The organism is Rhodococcus sp. NyZ502, assembly GCF_041464245.1.
In the GTDB taxonomy this organism is placed as follows: Bacteria; Actinomycetota; Actinomycetes; order Mycobacteriales; family Mycobacteriaceae; genus Rhodococcus_F; species Rhodococcus_F qingshengii.
In genome coordinates this window covers 4,975,815-5,001,092 of record NZ_CP167155.1, presented here as the reverse complement: position 1 = coordinate 5,001,092, position 25,278 = coordinate 4,975,815, and the positions used below count along the sequence as shown (strand labels likewise).

Sequence of the window (25,278 nt, the reverse complement as noted above, 5' to 3'; positions counted from 1 at the left end):
TCGCTTCGTGCCGTGCGCCTTTATCAACCCCCGGCGGTTAATAAAGGCGCACAGCGTGGACAAGGATTAGGCCCCCACCATCCACCGCGCTCGAGGATCGCTCTGACCTCGGCTGCAGTTCGGCACGAGGCCCCCTCCACCTCCTCCCAACCGAAGACCAGTGTGGCGTTGCCTGACAGTTCGGATGCGTTTCCTCGCCGACGATCCCGCAGCGCAGTCGCCCGAGAAGAGTGGAAGGCAAATCCGTCGAGTCGAACGATCAGTGCGACACCGCAATTGCGGTAGTCGACGTCCTCGTAGAAAGTTCTCCCATCGACGAGGACCGGCGATTGCCGTCGTGCTTCCGGCAAACCGTGTGCTCGCTCGACCTCGATTGCGTAGCGATGCTCGAGTACCGACTGGACACCGCGATCCAACAGGTCCAATGTCGAGGACAGCGCTTTGACATATCGCCTCGGCCGTCGGCATTCCATTCGGGTGCGCAATTCCATCCGTGACACTTTGCACGCCGTGGCCGAGCGAACCAGAGAACGAGCGGCGTCGCGAGCCGACGGCTCTGCAACCGCCAGGTCAATTGCGGTGTCGGCCAGCGAAGTACGAGCAGGCTGAGTGGCAACGCCGATGTGGGCCTGAGCGCGTGAACGATGAACGATCACTCCGGGATGGGCAGTGGACCACCCCAACGGAACGGGGCACGCCGGGGAGCGTTCGGGTCTGACCGTCGGACTCTGACAGCGCGAGGATCTGCCGTATCGGACCGTGATGTGGACCGGCAGTTCGGACTCGATGTGCGTGAGTCCCCACTCTTCAGCTGCCGTCCGGTGACTCAGGTAGGTCTCTCCGCCGCCGAACAGAAGGGCGGCCTCGAGAATCATTGCTCGGTTGGGCGGGCCGTTGGTGCTGGATTGAACGCCGTGGAGGACGGAAGTCCATTGACCCGATTCGACCAGATGTTGGATGCGCCGCGGTGAATAGCCGAAAGGGCGTAGTTGTTTATTGGTCGCGAGTCCGTGTTGGAAGTCGAAGAGTCTTCGGAGATCAGGATCGATGTAGTCGCAGCTCATGCGAATACCGTCAGATCGCGGACCGACAAGAATCGGTCGAAGATGCCGCTCCGAAGCCCGCCTGTGGAATTTGTCGGTGCCTGTGGATAAATCTGCTGTGCGCCTTTATTAACCGCCGGGGGTTAATAAAGGCGCACAGCAGAGCTAGCCGATGTAGCGGGTGAGGCGGGCCGAGAGACGCGGTTCCAGGCCACCGTCAGACATGATCCGCTCTTCGACGTACGCGAGGTCGCCGCCTTCGACGATGCCGTAAAGACGCTTCGCGCCGCCGTACAGTGCACCGGACTGGCTGCGGATCACCACGTCGGTGGCAAGTTCCCACGACGCTTGGGTGAGTGCGCGCCCGTAGTACATTTCGACGACACCGGAGCTGTGGCTGAGCAGGAGTTCGACCACTTCCTGGTTGACGCTGCCCGGGATGCCGTCGCCGCCCATGCGCCAGTAGCCGCTCTCGCGCAGATCGGGGCTCACGTACTTGCCCTCGGCGTCGAGGCGCCAAGATCTGGACTCCCAATTGAGGTAGGGGCCGCCGTCGTGCGAGATGACGATCTGCTGACCGAAGGCGTAGTCGCCGTTCTCGTCGTGTCCTTCACCTTCGCCGCGCCAGACACCGACGAGGGGGAGAAGCGCGAGGAGTTCGGGATTGATGTCCGGGCCGAGGCGCAGGTTTGCGGTGTCCTCCGGCAACGGAAGGTCCGGCAGGGTCGGAATGTTGAGCGACGCCGTCGACTTGGAGCGCTCGACGGCGATGGCGACAGCTTCGTCCCCGCTGCCGCGCCTTACGGCACCTGCAGCGGCGGAATCGTCAGCGGTCGCGTCGGACCCTGAATCCGGAGCCTGACTCACGACTCGTCGGTGACCAAGCGGTACACGACGTACACGGAGAACCAAGCGATCATGACGGATGCGAGTGCGAGGAGTACCTCGAAGAAAATGACCACGGGTACATCTTAGACCGCGGCGACCGACCGGAAAAATCGGGAGCCGGAATGCAGAAGGCCCCGCACCGGAGGGGTGCGGGGCCGCCTGACAAAGCAGGAATTACTTGCTGACGGTCACGTCCACGTTGTGCACGCCCGAGCCCTCGGGAGCGACGGTGGAGGTGCCGTTGCCCGAGCTGGACAGTGCACGCACGGTCCACTCGCCCGGAGCGGCGAAGAAGCGGAAATCGCCGGTTCCCGATGCCACGACCTCGGCCGTGAACTCTCCGGAGCCGTCGAGCAGACGCACGAATGCGCCGCCGATGGGCTGGCCGTCAGCTGCGAGAACGCGGCCGGTGATGACCGTTTCCTTCTCGACGTCGACGCCGGCAGGCAGGGTCTGGCCCTGAGTAGGTGCTCCACACATGATCAGGCTCCCAATTCGATCGGTGCGCCGACGAGTGAGCCGTATTCGACCCAGCTGCCGTCGTAGTTCTTGACGTTGTTCTTGCCGAGGATCTCCTGCAGGACGAACCAGGTGTGGCTCGAACGCTCGCCGATGCGGCAGTAGGCGATCGTTTCCTTGGTGTCGTCGAAGCCCTTTTCCGCGTACAGCTTGGCGAGGTCGTCGTCCGACTTGAAGGTGCCGTCCTCGTTGGCGGTGGTGCTCCACGGGATGTTGATGGCTCCGGGGACGTGGCCACGCTGCTGCGCCTGCTCCTGCGGAAGGTGGGCGGGAGCGAGGATCTTGCCCGAGAACTCGTCAGGGCTACGAACGTCGACGAGGTTCTTGCTGCCGATGGCGTCGATGACCTCGTCGCGGAATGCGCGGATCGAGAAGTCAGGGGTCTCGGCCTTGTACTGCGTGGCTTCGCGGTTGACTGCGTCCTTGGAGAGCGGGCGTCCGTCGAGTTCCCACTTCTTGCGGCCGCCGTCGATCAGCTTGATGTCCTGGTGGCCGTACAGCTTGAAGTACCAGTAAGCGTAAGCGGCGAACCAGTTGTTGTTGCCACCGTAGAGAACGACGGTGTCGTCGTTCGCAATGCCTTTGGCGGAGAGCAGATCCGAGAACTGCTCCTGGTTCAGGAAGTCGCGTCGGACGCCGTCCTGGAGGTCCTTGCGCCAGTCGAGCTTGACTGCACCCTCGATGTGGCCGCCGTCGTATGCGCTGGTGTCCTCGTCCACCTCGACAAAAACGGTCTTGGGGGTGTTGAGGTTCTGCTCAGCCCAGTCAGCGGAGACTAGGACGTCGGAGCGAGCCATGGTGTTCCTTTCGATGTGGTCTTGCATCGGTCGTTATCTAGCAGGGGTTCAGCAGGGTTGTGGGGCAAGCGTTTTCACGCGGTGGTAGCGCGGCCGGTATTTCGCAGCCTTGCGACGAGTGGATAGATCTGGCAGCCGAGGCAGATGCCGAACGCGGCGTTGAGCAGGGCCGCGAACAAGGCGAAGCCGGTGGCAACGGTGCCGACGATCGTCGACCCGGCCAGGAAACCGACCGTGCCGGCGAGTGCGAAGACGAAGCCGACGAACTGCGCGAAGCGCAGCGGCGCCACGGGTTCGCGTTCGCTGACCGGCGAGAGTCGCGGGGCGACGAGCTTGCCGAAGATCTGGCCGTACGGGCTGCGCTTGGGGCCGAGTACCGCTCCGACCGCGAAGACTATGGCCTGCAGTGCGAGAACGACGGTGGCGGCGGGCAGTGAGAAGGTCGAGAGGATGAGCGTGAGTACGAGAACGCCGGTGGTGACCCACGCGGCGAATCGAGGTCCGCGGACGTCGACCTGCTCGAGCTGGGGTGTGGTTGTGGACATCGGGAGTGCTCCTGCGCTGGATTGCATGATGCTGTGCCTGGGCCGAGAAAACGGGACGTCAAAGTCCCACTCGGTGGATTGATCACGTGAGCGAAAGCTCGAAGGTCAGAGAGATCTGACGGATGTGGTGATCAGCAACAGGTACAGCAACAGCCCCCGAGGCGGCACAGGTCTACTGCGCGGCGTCGGGTGAGCATCAGCTCGTGGCGGGTTTGCACGTCGGCGAGTTTACCCCGAATTCTCGGATTTTGGCTCGTGGGGTCCGGATAGTGGTACGAGTGCAGCTTTCAGATCGGCTGCGGATGGCACTCCGGACACCCGGAACTGTTCCTCCAGGCCACCGTCGAGGATGAAGGTGGTGGGCAGCGAGAGGACACTCATCTCGCGTGCCAGAGCCGGTTCCTTGTCGATGTCGAGCTCGATCTCCACCGGCGGACGGGGAGCGTCGGCCATCGAGATCACGACCTGACCGACGACGCGGCGTACTGCCGCGCACGGTCCGCACCAGTCGGCAGAGAAATGCAGTACGACGGGTCCGCCGTTCGGCGAAGAGACTCCAGCGGCGCGGAGCAGTTCGAGGCGACTGTCCGCCGCGCCGGTCGCGGCCGGCGTGGTGACTCGGACCTTTCCGTTGCGCGACTTGAGAAAGAGCCCGACCGCGACGACGGCGACCAGCGCGACCAGCAGAATTGTGATCCCGGTCATCGGTTCTGCAGCTCTGCGAGATCGATCGTCGTGTTTTCGGCGCTGCCTTCGATCACGATTCTTCCGCCTTCCGCGTAGACCAGGCTCGGCTGAATTCCGTAGGGGAGTGCCTGCGGATCGATCGTGTAGCTGAACAGTCCGAGGACGACGGGTTCGAGTGCTGCGGGGATCGAGAAATCGGCTTTGCCCTCCGGACCGAAGTACAGATTGCTGGCGACGATCTTGACCTGCCCACCTTCCAAAACCAGGTTGGCCTGCACGCTCACTGCAGTCTCGACCGGGCCGACGGCAACCGTTCCCGTCAGCACGACGGCGCCCGCGGTGCTCGCTCCGGTTCCGCCGCTGCCCCCGGTGCCATCCGACTTGTTGGCCGGCGGCGAAGATACCTGCAGGTCAGGGATATTGAGCAGCTTTCCGAGGTCGGTGGCGTTGATTCCCATCCGGCCGTCGAGTTTGTCGACGGGGAGTTGGGTGACATTGCCGTTCACGATGTCGGAGAAGGGAACGGTGACCCCGCGCAGATCGGCCTCGACGGTCACTTCGCCCACCACGTCGCTCTGGACGCCGGTAGCTCTGACGTAGACGTCCTTGTATTTCCCGCCGAGTGCCTGGGTGAGGAAGGGGAACCCGTTGAAGGTGACCTCCGGATCCGACTCGAGTGATGCGCCGGTTCGGAGCTCGCGGGAAACCCGGTACTCGGCGTACGCGGCCGCGCCGAAATCGGCCACCAGTCCGAGGCCGAGGAGAAAGACGATGCCGATGATCAGTTTGCGCACCGCACCATTGTGACGGACTCCGGTCGGGGTTCGATGCGACGGCCCCGGTACCAGGCACGCTAATGTAGGGACCGACCAAAAGCGTCGAACTACTCGAGCGTTGCCCTCACGGGTTGCGCGGGCTACTAGATAGGAGGCCGTGTGGAACTGCTCCTCCTCACCTCCGACCCCAACCCGGAAGCTGTACTACCGGCGTTGGCGTTGCTGGCGCACTCGGTTCGGCCTGCCCCCACAGAGGTTTCCTCGCTACTCGAGGCAAGTTCCGCGGACGTGGCATTGGTGGATGCGCGCACCGATCTGGCTGCCGCACGCGGGTTGTGTCGATTGCTCGGAAGCACAGGATCCGCAGTACCTGTGGTCGCCGTCCTCACCGAAGGCGGACTCGTTGCCGTCAACGCCGACTGGGGGTTGGACGACATCCTGCTTCCCGGTACCGGTCCGGCTGAGGTGGACGCCCGATTGCGGTTGTTGGTCGCCCGCAGCGGCGGTGTGGCCAGTCCGGAAGCGTCGGGAAAGATCACGCTGGGCGAACTGGTTATCGACGAGGGGACGTACACGGCACGACTGCGTGGACGGCCCCTTGATTTGACTTACAAGGAATTCGAGCTGCTCAAGTACCTCGCGCAGCACGCCGGACGGGTATTCACCCGGGCGCAGCTGCTGCAGGAAGTGTGGGGCTACGACTTCTTCGGCGGCACCAGGACGGTCGACGTCCACGTGCGTCGTCTGCGGGCGAAACTCGGCACCGAATACGAGTCCTTGATCGGTACAGTCCGAAATGTCGGATATAAGGCAGTGCGTCCGACCAGGGCCAAGGGTGGCGCAGCTGCTCCCGTTCAGTTCGAGGACGACGAGGACGTCGACTACGACGCGGCCGACGGATCGGTGGTCTGACGTGGGTTGGACAGATTCACTGCCGGCTGGATTCGCCGAGCAGGTTTCCGCGCTTCTCGATCGCGCAACCGAGTTCGACGGCAAGGCGCCCGTGTCGGAACAGGGGCGCCATGCCGTTGCCGGGCGCGGCGGCGCGCGACACTTCCTCGAACTCGACGGCGATGCAGTCGTCGGTTATGCGCAGCTGCAAGCCGGTTCGGACGAGCATCCCGACATGGCGGAGTTGGTGGTCGACCCGCAGGCGCGGCGCCGCGGCATCGGAACCAGGCTTGCCGCAGCGGTATTCGACGAGGGCCGGCCGGGCACGCGTGTCTGGGCGCACGGAAACGTCGACGCCGCAGTCGAATTCGCCAAGAGCCTCGATCTGGTCAGCGTTCGTGAACTCCTGCAGCTGCGTCGACCACTCGATGCTCCGCAGCTTCCGGAAATCGTTGTGCCCGAAGGTGTGACGATTCGGACGTATCGTGGACCCGAAGACGATTCCGAGATCCTTCGCGTCAACAATGCGGCCTTCTCCTGGCATCCCGAGCAGGGTGGCTGGACCCAGGCGGAGATCGACGAGAGAACGGCCGAAGGTTGGTTCGACCCTGCTGGTCTGTTCATGGCGTTCGCGGACACCGATCCCGATACTCTTCTCGGCTTTCACTGGACCAAGGTGCACGCACCCGAAGGTGACGATCCGGAGCTGGGGGAGGTGTACGTCGTGGGGATCGATCCCGCGGCGCAGGGACGAGGTCTCGGCCGAGTGCTGACTCTCGCGGGCATGCATTACCTGCGTGATCGCGGCCTCGGAACCGTCCTTCTGTACGTCGAAGGCGACAACACGGCCGCCCTCCACACGTACGAACGACTCGGCTTCGATCGGTTCCACGTGGACATGGCTTACGCCCGCGCGCTCTGACGTCACAGTCGGACACGCAGAAATGTCCAGTCTGTTCATTCTGCGTTAACCATGTGTGGTCCAGCCGGACACCGCGCCCGCCTACTTTTCTCTGTGGGCAGCGCCGTGTTGCCTGATGCAGATTTCAATCATTCTGCGTCTCATGTCGCCGCCCGATCGTGGGCGTGGCGGTAGCGATTTCCGGAGGATCTTGGTGAATCTCAAGCGCAGTGGTGCCCTGCTTGGTGTAGTGGCCGTGGGCGCCATGACCTTGGCCGCATGTGGCAGCGACAACAACTCGTCGTCGACGGGTGTGGACGCGTCCGCATCGAACGCAACGTGCGAAGGCAAGAGCAACCTCTCTGCCGCTGGTTCCTCGGCACAGAAGAACGCCATGGACCAGTTCGTCGCCACTTACATCTCCGTGTGCCAGGAAAAGGGCAAGACGGTCAACGTCGCGTACAACCCCAGCGGTTCGGGCGACGGTCGTACACAGTTCATCGCCGGCCAGATCGACTTCGCCGGCTCCGACTCGGCCATCAAGGACGAGCAGGCCGACAAGGCCAAGGAGCGTTGCGTCGGCGGCGAAGCCTGGAACCTTCCCCTCGTCTTCGGCCCGATCGCAGTTGCATACAACCTCGACGGCGTCGACAAGCTCGTTCTCAATGCAGAGGTTCTCGCGAAGATCTTCAACGGCGGCATCACCAAGTGGAACGATCCGGCAATCGCCGCGCTCAACTCCGGTGCATCGCTTCCCGACGAGAAGATCACCACCGTGATCCGCTCCGATTCCTCGGGTACCACCGACAACTTCCAGAAGTACCTCGACGCGGCATCGAACGGTGCTTGGACGTCGGGCGCAGGGTCCGACTTCACCGGTGGCGTCGGTGAGGGCGCCAAGGGTTCGGCGGGCGTTGCACAGGCAGTTGCCACGGCACCGGGTTCGATCACCTACGTCGAGAAGTCGTTCGCCGATCAGAACAAGCTCTCGGTTGCCGAAATCAACACCGGCTCCGAGGCAGTCGCACTGACCAACGACACGGCCGCGAAGTCGATCGCAGGCGCGAAGTTCAAGTCCGACGCAACCGGCGACCTGACGCTCGACCTCGCGTCGATCTTCAAGACCAACGAAGCCGGCGCCTACCCGCTGGTTCTCGCCACGTACTCGATCGTCTGCTCCAAGGGCTACGACGCGGACACCTCCGCAGCAGTGAAGTCGTTCCTGACGAGCGCGGCCAACGAGGGTCAGGCCAACCTGGCCGAGCAGGGTTACGTCCCGCTGCCGTCCAACGTCCAGGATCGCCTCAACGCGTCCATCACGGCAATCAGCTGACCTAGAGACTCGTGCGGACAAGCTCATGGATCTACATTCAGACGTGAAGGAAGTGAGCGCGCATGAGTGACGCGCCCATCACCTCGACATCTCGTTCTCCCGGCCCCGCAACCAGCGGGGCCGGGGTGGGCGGTCCGAACGGCACCACGGAGGACACGATTACTTCCACCAAGGCTCCAGAAACCGAGCATCCTCCGAAGGGTGACGGTCCGGGTAGCGGCAACAGCAAGACGGTGACCCGTCCGGGTGACCGCATCTTCAGCTCGCTCGCCTCCGGTTCGGCAATCTTCATCACGGTTGTCATCGCGGCGATCGGCGCGTTCCTGATCTGGCGTGCTGTTCCTGCTTTGAGCCGGAACCAGGTCAACTTCCTGACCAGCCGTGAATGGGTCACGCAGAACATCAACGCGATGGCGTTCGGTGTCCTCGATCTTTTCCAGGTCACGGTGTTGGTCTCGCTGTTCGCACTGGTGCTCGCGATGCCGATCGCACTGGGCATTGCGATCTTCCTGACTTCGTACTCACCCAAGTGGCTCACGCGGCCACTGTCGTACACGATCGACCTTCTGGCAGCTGTGCCGTCCATCGTCTACGGCCTGTGGGGACTTCTCGTCTTCGCTCCGGCGATCACCCCGGTCGCGGTGTGGCTCAACGACACTCTCGGCTGGTTCCCGCTCTTCGCCGACGGCAGCGGATCGATCACCGGCGGCGGCACCATCTTCACCGCAGGCATCGTCCTCGCCGTGATGATCCTTCCGGTCATCACCGCAGTGACCCGCGAGGTGTTCATCCAGACCCCGCGATCACAGATCGAAGCCGCACTCGCCCTCGGCGCCACGCGCTGGGAAGTTGTGCGCACCACGGTCATCCCGTTCGGTAAGTCCGGCTACATCAGCGGCTCGATGCTCGGTCTCGGACGCGCACTCGGTGAGACGATGGCGCTCTACCTGATCCTGCGCACCACCTCTCAGGCCTTCGGCTGGTCGCTGTTCGACGGCGGCTCGACCATCGCCTCCAAGATCGCCCTCGGCTACGCGGAGTTCAACAACGACATCCAGGCAGGCGCGTACATCGCGGCCGGACTGGTGCTGTTCGTACTGACCTTCGTCGTCAACGCGGCTGCCCGCGCAGTGATCGCCGGAAAGAAGGACTGACCCATGACCTCCACTCTGGACCGGCCGGTCAAGGCCCCCACTTTCCAAGGCGTCGGCGCTCGTCGTCGTGCCAAGGACGTCATCGCGACCATCCTGGTGAGCCTGGCAGTCGTCATCGCGCTCATCCCGTTGGTCTGGGTGCTCTTCACGGTCATCGCCAAGGGCCTGCCCGCTCTGACGTCGCCTACCTGGTTCACCAACTCGCTGAGCGGATTGACGGCGTCGGCCGACGGCGGCGGTATCTATCACGCATTGATCGGTACCCTGCTGCAAGGCATCGTGTGCGCGGTCTTCTCCATCCCGCTCGGTATCTTCGTCGCGATCTACCTGGTGGAGTACGCCGACCGGAAGTCGAAGCTGGGCAAGCTGACCACGTTCATGGTCGACATCCTCAGCGGTGTTCCGTCGATCGTGGCCGCGCTGTTCATCTACGCCCTGTGGATCGCGACCTTCGGCTTCCCCAAGTCCGCGTTTGCGGTGTCACTGGCTCTGGTCCTTCTGATGGTCCCGGTCGTCATCCGCTCCACCGAGGAAATGCTGCGCATCGTCCCCATGGATCTGCGAGAGGCGTCGTACGCGCTCGGTGTGCCGAAGTGGAAGACCATCTCGAAAATCGTTCTGCCGACGGCACTTCCCGGCATCATCACCGGCGTCATGCTGGCCCTGGCCCGCGTGCTCGGTGAGACCGCACCGCTGCTGATCCTCGTCGGCTACGCACCGTTCATCAACTTCGACCTGTTCAACGGCGAAATGGGCACACTGCCTTCCGTCATGGTCGCCGAGATGAACAACCCCACCGACGCCGGCACCAACCGCATCTGGGGCGCAGCACTGACCCTGATCCTGCTGATCGCGATCCTCAACATCGTCGCGAAGCTGATCGGTCACTTCTCACAGGTCAGAAGTAAGTGATGCGGCCTCGGAACATGTTCGTACTCAACAGCGTCAACAACTCAGTAGGGAGCCGGTAATGGCCAAGCGTCTGGATCTCAAGGACGTCAACATCTACTACGGCAAGTTCCACGCCGTCGCCGATGTGGGCCTGTCCGTCCCGCCCCGGAGCGTCACCGCCTTCATCGGCCCGTCCGGTTGCGGCAAGTCCACCGTTCTCCGTTCACTCAACCGCATGCACGAAGTGATTCCCGGTGCGCGCGTCGAGGGTTCGGTGCTGCTCGACGGCGAGGACATCTACGGCTCGAACGTCGATCCGGTCGGTGTTCGCAAGACCATCGGCATGGTGTTCCAGCGACCCAACCCCTTCCCGACCATGTCCATCAAGGACAACGTCGTCGCGGGCTTGAAGTTGCAGGGCGAGCGCAGCAAGAAGAAGCTCGACGAGGTGGCCGAGCGTTCGCTGCGCGGTGCCAACCTGTGGAACGAGGTCAAGGATCGCCTCGACAAGCCCGGTGGCGGCCTCTCAGGCGGTCAGCAGCAGCGTCTGTGCATCGCGCGTGCCATCGCGGTCTCGCCCGACGTCCTGCTCATGGACGAGCCGTGCTCCGCGCTCGACCCGATCTCGACTCTCGCGATCGAAGACCTGATCACCGAGCTGAAGAAGGACTTCACGATCGTCATCGTCACGCACAACATGCAGCAGGCTGCGCGTGTGAGTGACCAGACGGCATTCTTCAACCTCGAGGCAACCGGCAAGCCCGGTCAGCTCGTCGAGATCGACGACACCGAGAAGATCTTCTCGAACCCGACGCAGAAGGCCACCGAGGACTACATCTCCGGCCGCTTCGGATAGGTCCCGGGATCAACCCTGCACGATCATGTTTCACCCCCGTTTCCAACAGGAGACGGGGGTGAAACTTTTTGGTTGTGGTGATAGTTCCCACTCCGGTGCGCAGAGCTGAGCGTCGTTGGGCGCCCGAATAATTCGATGAGCAGCGCAAGTGCGCCGAGTGGGCGCTGAAGTAGCCGACGACGTGAATCTCGTGGATACTGACGACGCTTCGGACAATGCTAATCTCGGCCCGACAGCACGCTGTCGATCGATGTCGTTTCACAACCGGAAGGGCTTGTCAGTGCACCTCACCCCTTCAGATACCGAAAAGCTGCTCCTGAGCGTCGCGGGCATGGTCGCCCGTGACCGCCGCGAGCGCGGGGTACTGCTGAACTACCCCGAAGCGATGGCACTGATCTCGTGCTGGATTCTCGAGCGCGCGCGTGACGGAATGACGGTTGCGGAACTGATGAACGCCGGTCGGCAAGTGCTCACCCGCGACGACGTGATGGAAGGGGTACCCGAGATGATTGCAAACGTCCAGGTGGAGGCCACTTTCCCGGACGGTCGCAAACTGGTCACCGTGACGGAGCCCATTCGATGATTCCCGGCGAAGTACGTGTGTCCACAGAACCGCTCGAGTTCGGCACGGACGCGGAGAAGATCACGATGGTCGTCGTCAACGACGGCGATCGCCCCATTCAGATCGGTTCACATCTCCACCTTCCCGCGGCCAACCCGGCGTTGACCTTCGATCGCGAAGCGGCAGACGGCTTCCGGCTCGACATCCCCTCGGGAACGTCGGTTCGGTTCGAACCCGGGGTCAGCAGAACGGTGACACTGATCGCGCTCGGCGGACTCAAAAGGGTTCCGGGCCTGCAGATCGTGCCGGACGAAGACCTACCGACACATGCGCGCGAGCCCAAGACCGTCATGCCCTTCGGCACGCCCGGCGTCGAGGTCGAAGAACCTTTGCGAGCGTCCTCGGTGAACGTGCGTGTGAGTGATGATCCAGTCGAGGCGGATTCACCGGACGACGCCGCGACGACAGTTGAGAGGACAGCCGAATGAGCAGGATCGATCGACGCGGCTACGCCTCCCTGTACGGCCCGACCGCAGGCGACCAGATCCGTTTGGCCGACACCGATCTGTGGATCGAGATCGAGCACGACTACACCGCGACCGGCGACGAGATGGTCTTCGGCGGCGGTAAGAGCATCCGCGAGTCGATGGGCCAGGGCCTGACCACTCGCGACCAGGGTGCTCTCGACGTCGTCATCACCAACACGGTGATTCTCGATCACTGGGGAATCGTCCGGGCAGACGTCGGAATTCGCGACGGACGCATCGTTGCGATCGGCAAGTCCGGTAACCCCGACATCATGGATGGCGTGCACCCCAAGTTGCTCATCGGGCCGAGCACCGACGTGATCGCCGGTGAGGGAAAGATCCTCACCGCGGGTGCGATCGACACTCACGTGCACTTCCTCAGTGAAGTCGAGATGATGGAAGCACTCGCCACTGGTACGACGACCGTGGCGGGCGGCGGAACGGGCCCCACCGAAGGAAGCAAGGCAACCACTGTCACACCCGGCGCCTGGTCCTTGACGATGATGCACCGCGCCCTCGACCACATCCCGCTCAACGTTCTTCTCCTCGGCAAGGGCAGCACCGTCAGTCATGAGGCCATGCGTCAGGAAGCTCTCGCCGGCGCAGGCGGATTCAAGGTTCACGAGGACTGGGGTTCCACTCCGGCCGCGATCGACGCCGCTCTGCGCGCAGCCGACGAGTTCGGCCTTCAGGTAGCGCTGCACGCCGACAGCCTCAACGAAACCGGTTACGTACAGCACACTTTGGATGCGATCGCCGGACGCGGGATCCACGTGTTCCATGCGGAAGGCGCCGGCGGCGGGCACGCACCGGACATCATCGTGACGGCAGGTGAGCCGAACGTTCTTCCGGCATCGACCAATCCGACGTTGCCGCATACCGTCAACACGGTTGCCGAGCACCTCGACATGCTCATCGTGTGTCATGCGCTCAATCCCCGGGTTCCGGAGGATCTTGCCTTTGCCGAGTCCCGGATCCGTCCGACAACGATTGCAGCAGAAGACTTTCTGCACGACATCGGAGCCATCTCGATCACCTCGTCCGACGCCCAGGCGATGGGCCGTATCGGTGAGGTGACCCTGCGGACATGGCAGGTGGCTCACGTCATGAAGGCCCAGTACGGCAAGCTGGGCACCAGCATGCCGGCCGACAACGAGCGTGCGCGGCGTTACGTCGCCAAGTACACGATCTGCCCCGCGGTGGCGCACGGTATCGATCACGAGATCGGCTCGGTCGAGGCAGGGAAGATGGCGGACCTGGTGCTGTGGGATCCCGCGTTCTTCGGAGTCCGTCCTTCTGCCGTGATCAAGGGCGGGGCGATAGTTGCTGCGCCGCTTGGTGATCCGAATGCTGCTATCCCGACCCCGCAGCCGGTGTTCGTTCGCCCGGCCATCGCGGCGACTCCGGGATCGGCCCCGCACCTGTCCACGACGTTCGTCTCTCCGATGGCCATCGAGGACGGTCTGGCCGATCGTCTCGGTCTCACCCGCACCCTTACCGGTGTTCGTCCGACGAGACACCTCACCAAGGCGGACATGCCGAACAACACGGCGCTGCCGTCCATCGACGTCGATCCGGAGACGTTTGCCATCAAGGTCAACGGCGACCTGATCGCGCCCAACCCCGTTGACGTGGTGCCGATGGCTCAGCGCTACATGCTGTTCTGAAACCATGTCGATCGAGACGGCATCTGCCGAGATAGCATCGATGCTCTTGGCAGACGGGCGTCTGCCTACCGGCGGTCACGCGCACTCGTCGGGGTTGGAACCGGCACTGGCGGGCGGACTCCTGCAGAGTCAGGTCCCTGACTTCATTCGCGGTCGACTCGAAACAGTCGGACTTGTCGAGGCCGCTTCAACGGTGGTCACGCGCCGCTGGGCCGTAAGTGAGGGTAGTGCAGGCGAACTCGAGGACATCTCGAGGGAACTGCTCGCTCGGACTCCCAGCGCACCGCTGCGTGAGGCGTCGATTCAGCTCGGCCGTGGGCTGGCGAGACTGGCGTCGCGATTGTGGCCGCAGCACCCCGCGGTGCAGATGCTCATGGCGCTGCCTGGGCATCCGATGCGTCCGCTCGCGTTGGGCGTCTTCACGGCGGTCTCCGGGATGGACGACCTACAGGCAGCCAGATCTTGTTTGTACGACGACGCCCAAACGGTGGCGTCGGCGGCATTGAAGCTACTGCCGGTGGATCCGGCAGAACCGGTCGAATGGTTGCTCCGAGCAGCCCCGACCATCGAAACCGTCGCCGCGGCTGCCGTAGCCGTCGAGGGCGTCGCAGATATACCCGCAACAACAGGGCCGTTGGTCGAACAATGGTCACTCGAACACCACGCTCGATCCAGGAGGATTTTCCGTGCTTGACAACCTGAACAACACCACCACTGCTGCAAGAGGTTTGAGGCTCGGCGTTGCCGGCCCCGTCGGCACCGGCAAAAGCACCCTCATCGCCACCATCTGCCGCGAACTCGCGGCGGAGTACGAGATCGCGGTGGTCACCAACGACATCTACACCGACGAGGACGCGCGACTGTTGCGCGCGGCCAACGTTCTGCCGATCGAGCGCATCGTCGCAGTCGAGACCGGAGCGTGCCCGCACACGGCTATTCGTGACGACGTCACGCCGAACCTCATTGCGGTCGAAGACCTCGAGCGTCAGTTCCATCCCCTCGACATGGTGATCGTGGAAAGCGGCGGTGACAACCTGACCGCCACGTTCAGCCCGGCACTGGTCGACGCCCAGATCTTCTGCATCGACGTCGCGGGCGGCGGAGACGTCGCACGTAAGGGTGGTCCCGGCATCGAGCGGGCAGATCTGTTGGTGGTCAACAAGATCGACCTGGCCCCGTACGTCGACGTCGACGCGGCCCAGATGGTGGCCGATGCCACGGCCGCGCGAGACGGACTTCCCGTTCTCGCGCTCAGCCAGAAGGATCACGCGACGATCGACCAACTCAGTGCGTGGCTTCGCCAGGTCATCGCAGCTCACCGTGCGGGTAGTCACACCCCGCAGGATCCGGGGCCGATGGCGCCGCACTTCCATGCCGATGAAGAAGACCACGGACACGGTCACGGGCACAGCCACTCTCACGCTCACTGATGCGCACCGGAGCTACGCGGGTCGTCGTCGAGAGAGTGGGTGACACCGCTGTTGCGCGAGAGCTGATCTCGGGCGACTTCCTGGCCCCGCGGTTCGTCGACGCTCGCGGGCTCACCGTGCGAATTGCCTTGGTAGGGCATAGTGCAACGCTGCTGGCCGGCGACGACCTGCGTATCGAGTTCGTGGTCGCACCCGGTACGTGTCTCGAGGTGATCGAGCCGTCCGGGACCGTCGCGTACAACGCACGCGGTGGCCGGGCGTCGTGGTCGGCTTCGGCGAGCGTCGGTGCCGGTGCGGCGCTGATCTGGCGTGCGGCACCGTTTGTCGTCGCCGGCGGCGCGGATGTGACCAGGCGCGTGGATATTTCACTGGAATCCGATGCCGTTGCGCTGCTCGACGAGATGATCGTATTCGGCCGGACCGGCGAAACCGGCGGTGCGCTTCGCTCGGATCAGCGCATTACCGTCGACGGTGACGCGCTGCTCGTGGAAACTCTCGACCTGCGTAGCGTTCCTGGCCGTTCGCTGCCGGGAATTCTCGGTGGCCATCGCGTGCTCGGTACGACCATGCTGTTGGGGATGAAGACTACCGACGACGTCGAAGGGCACGTGACGCCGCTGGCGGGAGCAGGGATGCTGGCACGGGCCGTTGCCGATCACGCACATGAGGCGAGCGCAGCGTTGGATCCGATCTGGTCGCAGTGGCGTGGGCGAGTTTCGCAGGAGTACACCGACTGATTCGCCCTACCGTCACACTTCGGGAGGCTGCGTCGTCCAGTATGTGACCAGGCCGAAGAGAGCCGGGCGCACAGGTTTGACGGAGGCATCATGCGAATTGTTGTTCTGGGCGGAACCGGCCAGATGGGAAAGCTGGTCGTCGAGCAGGCAAAGGCAGGGGGCCACGACGTGGTCGCTGCCGCTCGATCGACGGGAGTCGACATCTCCACGGGTGCGGGGTTGGACGAAGCATTTGTCGGTGCCGACGTGGTCGTCGACGTGAGTGATCACGTCACCAACAGTGCCAAGAAGGCAATCGAGTTCTTCGAGACGGCAGCGAAGAACATCGCCGCGGCCGAAGCCAGGGCCGGCGTGAAGCACCACGTGTTGCTCTCGATCGTGAACTGCGACGATCCGCAATTGAAGTCCTTCGGTTACTACCAGGGGAAGGCTGCGCAGGAACGCGCGGTGGAAGCGTCGAGTATTCCCTTCACGATCCTGCGATCCACTCAGTGGTTCGAGTTCGGCGAGAAGACGATCGCGCTGTTCGGACTGGGGCCGATCGCTATGGTTCCTCGGATGCGGTCACAACCGGTGGCAGCGAAGACCGTTGCCGAGGCGCTCGTGACCTGCGCTCAGAACGGTCCGACCGGGAGGGCTCCGGACCTGGCCGGGCCCGAGCTCCTCGAGATCCCGGCCATGACGCGCGAGATCTTGAAATACCGTGGCCGACGTAAGTGGCTGATCCCGATCTCGATGCCGGGAGCGGGTAAGGCGATGAAGGGTGGGGCGCTGCTGCCCGGGCCGGGATCCACAACTGCAGGACCCACGTTGGAAACCTGGTTGCACGAGAACTGAATAGGAAAGGCGGCCGCGCAAGTGCGCGGCCGCCTTTTACTCACGTGGACGGTTGGGTTCAGAGATCCGGGTAGTTCAGAGATCCGGGTACGAGGTGAGGTTGTCGACCTTCTCGGTGGTTTCGGGCTCTTCGGGCAGCTTGCCGGTCACCAGGAAGATGACACGTCGGCCGACCTCGACGGCGTGGTCGGCGAATCGCTCGTAGAAGCGGCCGAGCAGCGTGACGTCGACTGCGGCGGCAACGCCGTGCTTCCACTCACGGTCCATGAGGACGGTGAAGAGGTGGCGGTGGAGGTCGTCCATCGCTTCGTCTTCTTCGCGCAGACGGGCAGCGCGCTCGGGGTCGCGGGTCTCGAGGACGACCTTGGCGGCCGCACCGATGGAGACAGCGATGCGTCCCATCTCGGCGAAGTAGCCGTTGACCTCTTCAGGAAGCACGTGGTTGGGATGTCGGCGGCGCGCGATCTTGGCGACGTGCAGGGCGAGTGCGCCCATGCGGTCGATGTCGGCGACGATCTGGATTCCGCTGACCACCGAGCGCAGATCTCCGGCAACGGGAGCCTGCAAGGCGAGCAACGCAAACGCGCGCTCCTCGCAGATGGTGCTGAGTTCGGTGATCTTGTCGTGTTCGCCGATTACTTGTTCTGCCAGGGACAGGTCTGCCTGGAGCAGGGACTGGGTGGCGCGCTCCATAGCGGCACCTGCCAGTCCTGCCATCTCGCCGAGCGTGTCTGCAAGCTCGGTCATCTGTTCGTTGTAAGCCACGCGCATGAGGTCAGAGCCTACGTGCCGTGAAAGACCAAGTCACAAGCACCAGGTGAACGCAAGGTGAATGAACGCGTGTCAGTCGCAGGTGGTGTCGCCGGCGTTGACGCTGGCGATGTCGGCGGGCAGAGCCGTCGAGGTGCTGGTGTCGACCGACGTCGGATTTGCCGCCAGGATGGTTCCCGGGTCCGCGGGGGCGACGACGGTGCCGGCGAAATTGCTTCCGACGACGACCTCGATCATGTCTCCCATGCTCGGAGCGAGAACCAGAACCGCGCCGGGAATCGACGACGCGACCGTCACCGCTTCAGCCTCGTAACCTGCGGCGTAGCGCACGACGGTGGTCGACGCTTGAGCATTCGCCAGGCCGGTGGCTGCGCTGAAGTTACCGACTGTCGAGATCTGGAAACCGTAAGCCGCGAGGCTGTCGGCGATTGTCGCGGCCTGCCCGGCGATTCCCGACGCGTTGGAGACGTCGACCGAGATGTTGTAGGCGCTCATTGCCTCGACGGAAGTGGCGGCCGGCGGCGTGCTGGACGTAGGCGCGGTTGTCGTGGAACTGGTCGACGACGGTGTGGTGTCCTCGCGCTCTTCGCCCGGAAGCGGATCGTCGTCGATGATCGCCTGGAAGAGGGACTTGATCTCGTCCGTGCGAGGAATCTCGTTGCCCCAGTCGTTGGTGCCGTCCGTGGGGACCGTCAAGAACGTGACCGCGCCTGCGTCGACGTTCTGGAGCGAGCGACCGAGGGTGACCAGTGACTTGGTGTCGATGTTTTCGACGAACGTGTCGCTGGTGAAGGCGTTGATGAATCCGTTGAGCTTGCTCGGATTCAGGAGGACCTGGTTGGACAGGGCCGAGCGGAGCAGCGCCGACAGGAACTTCTGCTGACGGGTGATGCGCCCGTAGTCGCCGTTGCCCTCGGCTTCGACGTGGCGAGCACGCACGTAGTTGAGGGCGGTACGGCCGTCGAGCATCTGCGTGCCGCCGGAGGCGAGGACGGTTCCGAGGATGCCGTCTTCGATCGGTCCGGGGGAGCAGACGTTCACACCGCCGACGGTGTCGACCATGCGCTCGAAACCGGCGAAGTCCATTCCGACGAAGTGCCCGATTTTCAGGCCGGACATCTTCTGGATGACCTTGACCAGGCATTTGGGGCCACCGAGTGCGTACGTCGCATTGAGTTTGTCGCCGCTCGCTGCCGGGAAGGTTTCGCTGGTGTACTTGCCGGCGTCGTTGTCCCATCCCTGACAGATCGGACGTTCGACGTCGAGGTCACGCGGGAAGGAGACGGCGACGACGCGGCTTCGGTCGGCGGGAATGTTCACCAGCATGACCGTGTCGGCTCGGGCGCCTTCGGCGTCTTCGACGGTTCCGGCGCCGATCTCACCGCTCGCACCGGCGCGGGTATCGGTGCCGATGATCAGGTACGTCTCGTCGCCGAGTTGACCACCGGCGTCGATGATGTCGTCGGACTCGGTGTCGAGTGCCGCAATTTGATCGAATCCGCCTTCGACCGAGCGCAGATAGCCCCACACGACGCCGGTCAATGCGAGAGACATGACGGCCAGGAACGCTACTGCCGATCGGCCGATCACTTTTGCGCGATGGCGGCGGCGAATCTTGCTTTGCGCCAGACGAGTGGCGCCGGTGTCACCGACTACCCGCGGCACTGCGGAGGTGACGGGATGTTCTTCGGTGATCCAGTCCGCAGCGGCGGGCGGAACGGTCGGACGGGCGGGAATCGGCCGGGCGGGGGGCGGCGACGACGCTGCTGAAGATTGAGTCTTGGGTGGTACGGATTTGTTCGGCGCCGGCTTGGGCGGCGTAGCCGGGGCTGGTGGCGGCTTCTTGTCGCCTACCCGACGGACCAACTCGGCGACCGAAACAGAGTCGTCGGTCGGAGGCGAGTCCCGTCGCCCGGTACGTCCACTGCTGCGACGCTCCGGGGGACTGGGTGGTTGCGGTGTTGGTCGCTGGGGTGTGGCAGGGCGCTGGGGCGTTGCCGGTTGGTCCGGTCGGGCGTTGCGGAAGCGCTTGTCTGCGAGCGGACGTTCCCAGGGGGCGCGGCTCTCGGGCGGAGGTGGGCCCGAATCGTGATCATCACCCACCGATGCAACCTGTCCCGTCGTCGACTGTCAGTAACTCGTCATTCAGATGCCGGCGTCAACCGGTTGTCGACGAAGCTGGAGCCATATTACTGGTGAATCCTGAGTGCTTCACTCAGAAAGTGATGTGAGTAATCCGACGGCGTGTTTTCGCTAGCCACCAGAGTGCATCATGTCAGCTCCCACCGGCACAAGGTCGTCTTCGGGATCGTCGAGCCAACCTTCCGGGAGTGCTACCTGACCGGGTGAGCCTTGGCGTCCGCGCGGGCCTTCGGCGTCCTTGGGGAACGGGACGTCGTGGTCGAGCTGTCCGAGCAGATCGTCCAGTTCGGACAACGTGCTGACCAGAGCCATCGAGACCCGCAGATCCGATCCGACCGGGAACCCACGCATGTACCAGGAGACGTGCTTGCGAAGTTCGCGCAGACCCTTCATTTCACCGTGATGTGCGGCGAGCAGTTGGGCGTGACGGGCGATGATCTTGGTGACTTCGCCGAGCGTCGGCGGCGTGGCGATCTGTTGTCCGTTGAGAGCTGCGCTGAGTTCCGCGAACAGCCATGGCCGTCCGAGGCAGCCGCGTCCGACGACGACGCCGTCGCAGCCGGTCTCGTTCATCATGCGGGCAGCATCCGAGGCGTCGAAGATGTCGCCGTTGCCGAGGATCGGCACGTCGGTGACGTGTTCCTTGAGGCGCGTGATCTCGTTCCAGTCAGCAGTGCCGGAGTAGCGCTGCGACGCGGTACGTGCGTGAAGTGCGACGGCAGCGGCGCCTTCAGCTGCGGCGATCCGGCCTGCGTCGAGGTGCGTGTGATGTTCGGGGTCGATGCCGACGCGCATCTTGACGGTGACCGGAATGTCGGTGCCTTCGGTGGCGCGCACGGCTGCCGCGACGATCTGACCGAACAGTCGACGCTTGTACGGTAGCGCCGATCCGCCGCCCTTGCGGGTCACCTTGGGTACCGGGCAGCCGAAGTTCATGTCGATGTGATCGGCCATGTTCTCGTCGACGATCATCTTGGCCGCGGCGTAAGTCGTATCCGGGTCGACGGTGTACAGCTGCAGCGACCTGGGCGTTTCGGTCGGACCGAACGTGGTCATGTGCATCGTGGCGGGTTGGCGTTCGACGAGCGCGCGGGCGGTGACCATCTCGCAGACGTAGAGCCCGGACGTGCTGCCTGCACGTTCGAGTTCGAGTTCACGGCACAGCGTGCGGAAGGCGACGTTGGTGACGCCCGCCATGGGTGCGAGGACCACGGGGCTGTGCAGCTCGAGTGAACCGATACGAAGGGATGACATGTCTACCTCTGAACAAATACTTGTGACAATTGGAAGTGCCCGGTACCGAATCCGGTACCGGGCACAGAATAGCTGGTGAAACTAAGAAGCCTGCTGTTCGCGCTTGGCGGCTTCGCGTGCGAGCATGCGATCGCGCTGTTCCTCGAACTTCGTCGCGTTGGCGGCGAGTGTCTCGAGGAAGGCCGCCAACTCTTCGCGCGTGTTCTCGCCTTCGGCGCTGAAATCGTTGCGCTCGAAGATGTTCCACTTACGCAGGACAGGCCAGACGACCTCGTCGAGGTGCTGGCGAAGGTCGTAGATGCCGTGCTTGGCCATGAGGGCGCCGTTGCGGCGGAAGTTCGGCATGCCGGCACCGGGCATCTGGAAGTTCTGGACGATGTTCGCCACAGCCTTGAGCGCCTGATCGGGAGCAAGATCGAGCGCGGCGGCGCAGATGTTGCGGTAGAAAATCATGTGCAGGTTCTCGTCGGCGGCGATGCGCTGAAGCATCTTGTCGGCAATCGGCTCGTCGCAGGCCTTGCCGGTGTTGCGGTGGCTGACGCGCGTCGCGAGTTCCTGGAAGGTCACGTAGGCGACCGAGTGCAGCAGGCCGGCGTCGCCCTCGTCGATGGGTGCGCTGTAACCGTTTGTCATGTGTTCCATGCGGAAGCGCTCGAGCTCGACGGGGTCGACTGCGCGCGTGACGACGAGGTAGTCACGCATCACGATGCCGTGGCGGTTCTCCTCGGCGGTCCACCGGCCGACCCACGTTCCCCAGGCACCGTCCTGCGAAAAGTTCTCGGCGATCTCACGGTGGTACGACGGCAGGTTGTCCTCGGTGAGCAGGTTGGTGATCATCGCGGCGCGAGCTACCTCGCCGAGTTGTGACTGTTCGAGACTCCAGTCTTCGCCGCCCATGGCTGCGAAGTTACGGCCCTCGTCCCACGGAACGTAGTCGTGTGGATGCCATTCCTTGGCCATGGAGATGTGGCGGTTGACGTTCTCCTCGGCAACCGGCTGCAGCTCTTGTAGCAGCTCCAGCTGCGTCAGAATCCTCGTCATTTCTTGCCTCCATGTTGAGTGAATGCGCGACTTCGCCCCAGCCTACGGCACCGTAGGTTTGAAAAGAATGGCATGAAAATTGCTCCCCTCGAGGGATGTTACCGATCCGTAGTTATCCGGGGGCACTTTCACTACCAAGTCGTTCTTTCGACGTAGTCGCGGAACGTCCGGGCGGGATCGGACAGCTTGCGACTCTTCGACCAGATCAGCCCTATTTTTCGCTGTGCTCCTTCGATCGGTACATAGACGACTCCTTCGGCCCAGATCGGTGGATCCTGAACCGGCATGACCGAGACACCGAAGGACGCGGAGACCAGTCCGCCGACCGTTGCCAGCTCGCTGCTCTCGAAGACGAAATTCGGAGTGAATCCTGCGGCCGCGCACAGTTCATCGAGAATTCTTCGCATCCCGAAGTTCGGATGCATACCGATGAACGGTTCGTCGGCCGCGTCCGCAAGCTCGACCGAATGCAACTTCGCAAAGCGATGATCAGCCGGAACAGCCAATGCCAGTGACTGCTGGGCGATCTGCATCCACGCCACCTGCGGATCGCGCGGCTGAGGCGAGACGACGGCCAGGTCGGACGTGCCGGCGGCGATTCTGTCGACCAGGAACTGCGCGCTGTCCTGATGCAGTTCGAATCGCACTCCGGGATACTCGACGCGGTATCCGCGCAGCATGTGCGGCACCAACCAGGTGCCGAACGAGTGGAGGAAGTCGAGTCGGACCGTGCCGCTCTCGGGGCTCGCCAGCGACTGGATTTCGGTCTGCGCGGCGTCGAGGGCACGCAGTGCGATGCGAGCATGTCGATAGAGGATCTCGCCGTACCGGTTCAGTTCGAGTCGGCGTCCCTGACGGTCGAAGAGTGTCACGCCGATCTGTCGTTCGAGGCGAGCGAGTTTGCGCGAAAGGGTCGGCTGCGACAGGTGAGTCAGATCCGCGGTAGCGGTCACCTGTTGGGTTTCGGCGAGCACGACAAACCATTCGAGGTCTTCGGTCAGCATCACGAACCCAATTTATATACCTCTGGAGCATATAGAACATCAAGTTTATGCATTTTCTTTTGCCGAGTCTGGGCGGGAGGATTCTTGCCGGAGGTAAGTGATGCCTGGAGGTACGTGGTGACTGTCGAGAATGTGATCGAATCCGAAGTGATGCCGCTTCGCCGCGGAACATCGGGATATCGAACCGTGACCGTTGCGTTGTTCGCGGCCGGGCTGTCGACGTTCATCTCGATGTACGCGGCACAGGCGTTGCTGCCTGCGTTCGCCGAAGACTTCCACGTCTCGCCTGCGGTGTCTGCGCTGTCCGTCTCGGCGACGACGGGCATGTTGGCGTTGGCAATCATTCCGGCCAGTGCGCTCTCCGAGCGGTTCGGTCGCACACGGGTGATGATCGCGTCGGCGTCGGCGTCCTGTGTGATCGGTTTACTTCTGCCGCTGAGTCCGACGATCGAGGTTCTGCTGGTCGGACGCGCAGCACAAGGATTGGCTCTGGCCGGTGTCCCGGCGGTGGCGATGGCCTATCTGGCCGAGGAGGTCGATCGGAAGGACCTCGGTGCAGCGATGGGAAGGTACGTCGCCGGCACGACGATCGGTGGGCTGATCGGACGGCTCGTGCCGTCGGCCGTCGTCGATTTCAGTACGTGGCGTTGGGCGCTGTTGACTGCGTCCGCGCTGTCGGCATTGTTCGCGCTCAACATGATCCGGCGGCTTCCCGCGTCGAAGTTCTTTCGCCCGCAACCGATATCGGCGCGCACGATCGCGTCGAATCTACGACGTCACCTTGCGAACCCGTCGCTGCGAACACTCTTCGCTTTGGGATTCATCCTGATGGGCGGCTTCGTGTCGATCTACAACTTCCTCGGGTTTCGGCTCACGGCAGCACCTTTCGGCCTTCCTGAAGCGCTTGTGGGCCTGGTGTTCCTTTTCTACCTTGCCGGAACTTTCACCTCGGCGGTAGCCGGCGGGGCCTCTGACCGACTGGGTAGGCGCAGCGTGCTGCTCGGGTCGGTTGTCGTCATCGGTATCGGCCTGGCACTGACCGTTCCGGACAATCTGGCGTTGACGCTCGTGGGGATGCTGCTCTTCACCGGAGGATTCTTCGCCGCACATTCGGTGGCCAGCGGTTGGGTGGGGCTGATCGCTACCGATCACCGGGCCGAGGCGTCGGCGTTGTATCTGTTTGCCTACTACGCGGGTTCGTCCGTGGCGGGCGCCCTCGCGGGTCTTGCATACGCGGGTGGCGGTTGGGTCGGGGTCAGTACTTTTGTGGGCGCGCTGCTGTTGGTTGCGTTTGCCTTGTCACTGAGGATGTTTCGATCTTCGACGATTGACTGAACAGAGCACTGCGGCGACCCCGAACGGGATCGCCGCAGTGCGTTCTGTCGAGCGTCTTACTTCTTGCCGCCGCCGAGGAGGCCGCCGAGCAGGTCTCCGAGGCCGCCGCCACCGGATCCACCCAGGATGCCGCCGAGTGCGCCGCCGATGCCGCCGCCGGAATTGCCGCCGCCGCCGAGAATTCCGCCGAGGAGATCCCCGAGCCCGCCGCCACCGGAGGCCTGGGTCTGCGCGCCGGCACCGCCACCGGTGAACTGCTTGGCGAGGTAGGCCAGGACGATGGGAGCGAGGATCGGCAGCAACTGCTTCACCAGATCGTTTCCACCGCCGCCACCGACACCGCCCAGTGCGCTGGCGACCTGATCGGTGTTGCCGCCGAAGATGTTCGAGACGATCTTCTGACCGTCAGCGGTGTCGACTTTGCTGATGTCGACGCCGTCGTCGAGAAGGCTGGTGTCGGCGTGCGACTGCAGTGCACTTTCGAGTGAGGCTGCGCCGGCGGGATCCTGAGCGTTGGCGCCGAGGCCACCGACGAGGGTCGGAAGTGCAGTCTTGACCGCCGATTCGGCAGTTGCCTGGTCGACGCCGAGTTGCTGCGCGATCTGGTCGATGGGGATCTGGGATAGAAGGTCGTCAAGCGATGCCATTGATGCCCTACCTCTTCTGGGGTACTACTCGTCAGTACCCGGC

At 63.5% G+C, this 25,278-nt stretch carries 28 protein-coding genes; 14 read left to right on the top strand and 14 right to left on the bottom strand.

Translation table 11 applies throughout. From position 1 onward, the window contains the following. Positions 1-23: 23 nt before the first annotated feature. From ACBG85_RS22990 to ACBG85_RS22955, 8 genes are all read right to left on the bottom strand, one after another. Positions 24-1,064, bottom strand: a complete 1,041-nt coding sequence (locus ACBG85_RS22990) for a type IV toxin-antitoxin system AbiEi family antitoxin domain-containing protein (protein ID WP_372024996.1) — start codon at positions 1,062-1,064, stop codon at positions 24-26. Positions 1,065-1,208: 144 nt separating this feature from the next. After that, complete coding sequence (locus tag ACBG85_RS22985; RefSeq protein ID WP_172827035.1) at positions 1,209-1,814, bottom strand: FABP family protein; 606 nt, start codon at positions 1,812-1,814, stop codon at positions 1,209-1,211. Positions 1,815-2,105: 291 nt separating this feature from the next. Then, positions 2,106-2,411, bottom strand: a complete 306-nt coding sequence (locus ACBG85_RS22980; RefSeq protein WP_003939797.1) for a DUF1416 domain-containing protein — start codon at positions 2,409-2,411, stop codon at positions 2,106-2,108. Positions 2,412-2,413: 2 nt separating this feature from the next. Further along, complete coding sequence (locus tag ACBG85_RS22975; protein ID WP_003939859.1) at positions 2,414-3,247, bottom strand: sulfurtransferase; 834 nt, start codon at positions 3,245-3,247, stop codon at positions 2,414-2,416. A gap of 74 nt (positions 3,248-3,321) precedes the next feature. Continuing rightward, complete coding sequence (locus tag ACBG85_RS22970) at positions 3,322-3,792, bottom strand: DUF4395 domain-containing protein (RefSeq protein WP_003940408.1); 471 nt, start codon at positions 3,790-3,792, stop codon at positions 3,322-3,324. Positions 3,793-3,923: 131 nt separating this feature from the next. Further along, the gene (locus ACBG85_RS22965; RefSeq protein ID WP_350318872.1) at positions 3,924-4,010 is read right to left on the bottom strand and encodes a putative leader peptide; all 87 of its coding nucleotides are present in this window, start codon (positions 4,008-4,010) and stop codon (positions 3,924-3,926) included. Positions 4,011-4,020: 10 nt separating this feature from the next. Then, positions 4,021-4,497: a co-chaperone YbbN gene (locus ACBG85_RS22960; protein WP_003939684.1), complete on the bottom strand. Its 477-nt coding sequence runs from the start codon at positions 4,495-4,497 to the stop codon at positions 4,021-4,023. Further along, entirely contained in the window at positions 4,494-5,273 is a 780-nt protein-coding gene (locus ACBG85_RS22955; protein ID WP_003939847.1) for an LmeA family phospholipid-binding protein, read from the bottom strand. The genes ACBG85_RS22960 and ACBG85_RS22955 overlap by 4 nt, the downstream gene beginning before the upstream one ends. Before the next feature lie 141 nt (positions 5,274-5,414). Here ACBG85_RS22955 and ACBG85_RS22950 point away from each other — a divergent pair, with 141 nt between their 5' ends. From ACBG85_RS22950 to ACBG85_RS22890, 13 genes are all read left to right on the top strand, one after another. Continuing rightward, on the top strand, positions 5,415-6,167 hold the full coding sequence (locus ACBG85_RS22950) for a response regulator transcription factor (protein ID WP_003939728.1): 753 nt from the start codon (positions 5,415-5,417) through the stop codon (positions 6,165-6,167). A gap of 1 nt (position 6,168) precedes the next feature. Next, positions 6,169-7,068: a mycothiol synthase gene (mshD, locus tag ACBG85_RS22945; protein WP_063315847.1), complete on the top strand. Its 900-nt coding sequence runs from the start codon at positions 6,169-6,171 to the stop codon at positions 7,066-7,068. Between the two features lie 193 nt (positions 7,069-7,261). Continuing rightward, positions 7,262-8,380, top strand: a complete 1,119-nt coding sequence (pstS, locus tag ACBG85_RS22940; protein WP_003940482.1) for a phosphate ABC transporter substrate-binding protein PstS — start codon at positions 7,262-7,264, stop codon at positions 8,378-8,380. 62 nt (positions 8,381-8,442) lie between these two features. Then, positions 8,443-9,534 carry a phosphate ABC transporter permease subunit PstC gene (gene pstC, locus ACBG85_RS22935; RefSeq protein ID WP_007733846.1) on the top strand — a complete coding sequence of 364 codons (1,092 nt, stop codon included), beginning with the start codon at positions 8,443-8,445 and terminating at the stop codon, positions 9,532-9,534. 3 nt (positions 9,535-9,537) lie between these two features. After that, the gene (pstA, locus tag ACBG85_RS22930; RefSeq protein WP_003940100.1) at positions 9,538-10,446 is read left to right on the top strand and encodes a phosphate ABC transporter permease PstA; all 909 of its coding nucleotides are present in this window, start codon (positions 9,538-9,540) and stop codon (positions 10,444-10,446) included. Positions 10,447-10,504: 58 nt separating this feature from the next. Continuing rightward, on the top strand, positions 10,505-11,281 hold the full coding sequence (pstB, locus tag ACBG85_RS22925; RefSeq protein ID WP_003939968.1) for a phosphate ABC transporter ATP-binding protein PstB: 777 nt from the start codon (positions 10,505-10,507) through the stop codon (positions 11,279-11,281). A gap of 280 nt (positions 11,282-11,561) precedes the next feature. After that, the gene (gene ureA / locus ACBG85_RS22920; RefSeq protein WP_003939800.1) at positions 11,562-11,864 is read left to right on the top strand and encodes an urease subunit gamma; all 303 of its coding nucleotides are present in this window, start codon (positions 11,562-11,564) and stop codon (positions 11,862-11,864) included. Beyond that, on the top strand, positions 11,861-12,331 hold the full coding sequence (ureB, locus tag ACBG85_RS22915; protein WP_372024988.1) for an urease subunit beta: 471 nt from the start codon (positions 11,861-11,863) through the stop codon (positions 12,329-12,331). Before ureA ends, ureB begins: the two co-directional genes overlap by 4 nt. Next, positions 12,328-14,037, top strand: a complete 1,710-nt coding sequence (locus tag ACBG85_RS22910) for an urease subunit alpha (protein WP_007733854.1) — start codon at positions 12,328-12,330, stop codon at positions 14,035-14,037. The genes ureB and ACBG85_RS22910 overlap by 4 nt, the downstream gene beginning before the upstream one ends. A 4-nt stretch (positions 14,038-14,041) precedes the next feature. Then, positions 14,042-14,731, top strand: a complete 690-nt coding sequence (locus tag ACBG85_RS22905) for an urease accessory protein UreF (protein ID WP_007733855.1) — start codon at positions 14,042-14,044, stop codon at positions 14,729-14,731. Continuing rightward, entirely contained in the window at positions 14,724-15,467 is a 744-nt protein-coding gene (gene ureG / locus ACBG85_RS22900; RefSeq protein ID WP_372024987.1) for an urease accessory protein UreG, read from the top strand. Before ACBG85_RS22905 ends, ureG begins: the two co-directional genes overlap by 8 nt. Beyond that, positions 15,467-16,204, top strand: a complete 738-nt coding sequence (locus ACBG85_RS22895) for an urease accessory protein UreD (RefSeq protein WP_232329909.1) — start codon at positions 15,467-15,469, stop codon at positions 16,202-16,204. Before ureG ends, ACBG85_RS22895 begins: the two co-directional genes overlap by 1 nt. A 90-nt stretch (positions 16,205-16,294) precedes the next feature. After that, entirely contained in the window at positions 16,295-17,041 is a 747-nt protein-coding gene (locus tag ACBG85_RS22890; protein ID WP_149357936.1) for an SDR family oxidoreductase, read from the top strand. 75 nt (positions 17,042-17,116) lie between these two features. Here the strand turns inward: ACBG85_RS22890 and phoU are convergent, their stop codons facing one another. The 5 genes from phoU to ACBG85_RS22865 all read right to left on the bottom strand — a co-directional run bounded on the left by phoU (position 17,117) and on the right by ACBG85_RS22865 (position 23,256). Beyond that, the gene (phoU, locus tag ACBG85_RS22885; RefSeq protein ID WP_003940130.1) at positions 17,117-17,812 is read right to left on the bottom strand and encodes a phosphate signaling complex protein PhoU; all 696 of its coding nucleotides are present in this window, start codon (positions 17,810-17,812) and stop codon (positions 17,117-17,119) included. Between the two features lie 72 nt (positions 17,813-17,884). Further along, positions 17,885-19,915 (bottom strand): LCP family protein, encoded by a 2,031-nt coding sequence (locus ACBG85_RS22880; protein ID WP_042451384.1) that lies wholly within the window; start codon positions 19,913-19,915, stop codon positions 17,885-17,887. 150 nt (positions 19,916-20,065) lie between these two features. Then, positions 20,066-21,208 (bottom strand): tRNA dihydrouridine synthase DusB, encoded by a 1,143-nt coding sequence (gene dusB / locus ACBG85_RS22875; protein WP_003939756.1) that lies wholly within the window; start codon positions 21,206-21,208, stop codon positions 20,066-20,068. An 81-nt stretch (positions 21,209-21,289) separates the two neighbouring features. After that, positions 21,290-22,249 carry an acyl-ACP desaturase gene (locus tag ACBG85_RS22870; protein WP_003940492.1) on the bottom strand — a complete coding sequence of 320 codons (960 nt, stop codon included), beginning with the start codon at positions 22,247-22,249 and terminating at the stop codon, positions 21,290-21,292. 131 nt (positions 22,250-22,380) lie between these two features. After that, positions 22,381-23,256 (bottom strand): LysR family transcriptional regulator, encoded by an 876-nt coding sequence (locus tag ACBG85_RS22865; protein WP_080726688.1) that lies wholly within the window; start codon positions 23,254-23,256, stop codon positions 22,381-22,383. Positions 23,257-23,403: 147 nt separating this feature from the next. On the opposite strand from ACBG85_RS22865, the gene ACBG85_RS22860 reads away from it, so the two are divergent. Further along, on the top strand, positions 23,404-24,588 hold the full coding sequence (locus ACBG85_RS22860) for an MFS transporter (RefSeq protein WP_167349871.1): 1,185 nt from the start codon (positions 23,404-23,406) through the stop codon (positions 24,586-24,588). 56 nt (positions 24,589-24,644) lie between these two features. Here ACBG85_RS22860 and ACBG85_RS22855 read toward each other — a convergent pair whose 3' ends face one another. Further along, the gene (locus ACBG85_RS22855; protein ID WP_003940105.1) at positions 24,645-25,235 is read right to left on the bottom strand and encodes a DUF937 domain-containing protein; all 591 of its coding nucleotides are present in this window, start codon (positions 25,233-25,235) and stop codon (positions 24,645-24,647) included. Positions 25,236-25,278: the final 43 nt, after the last annotated feature.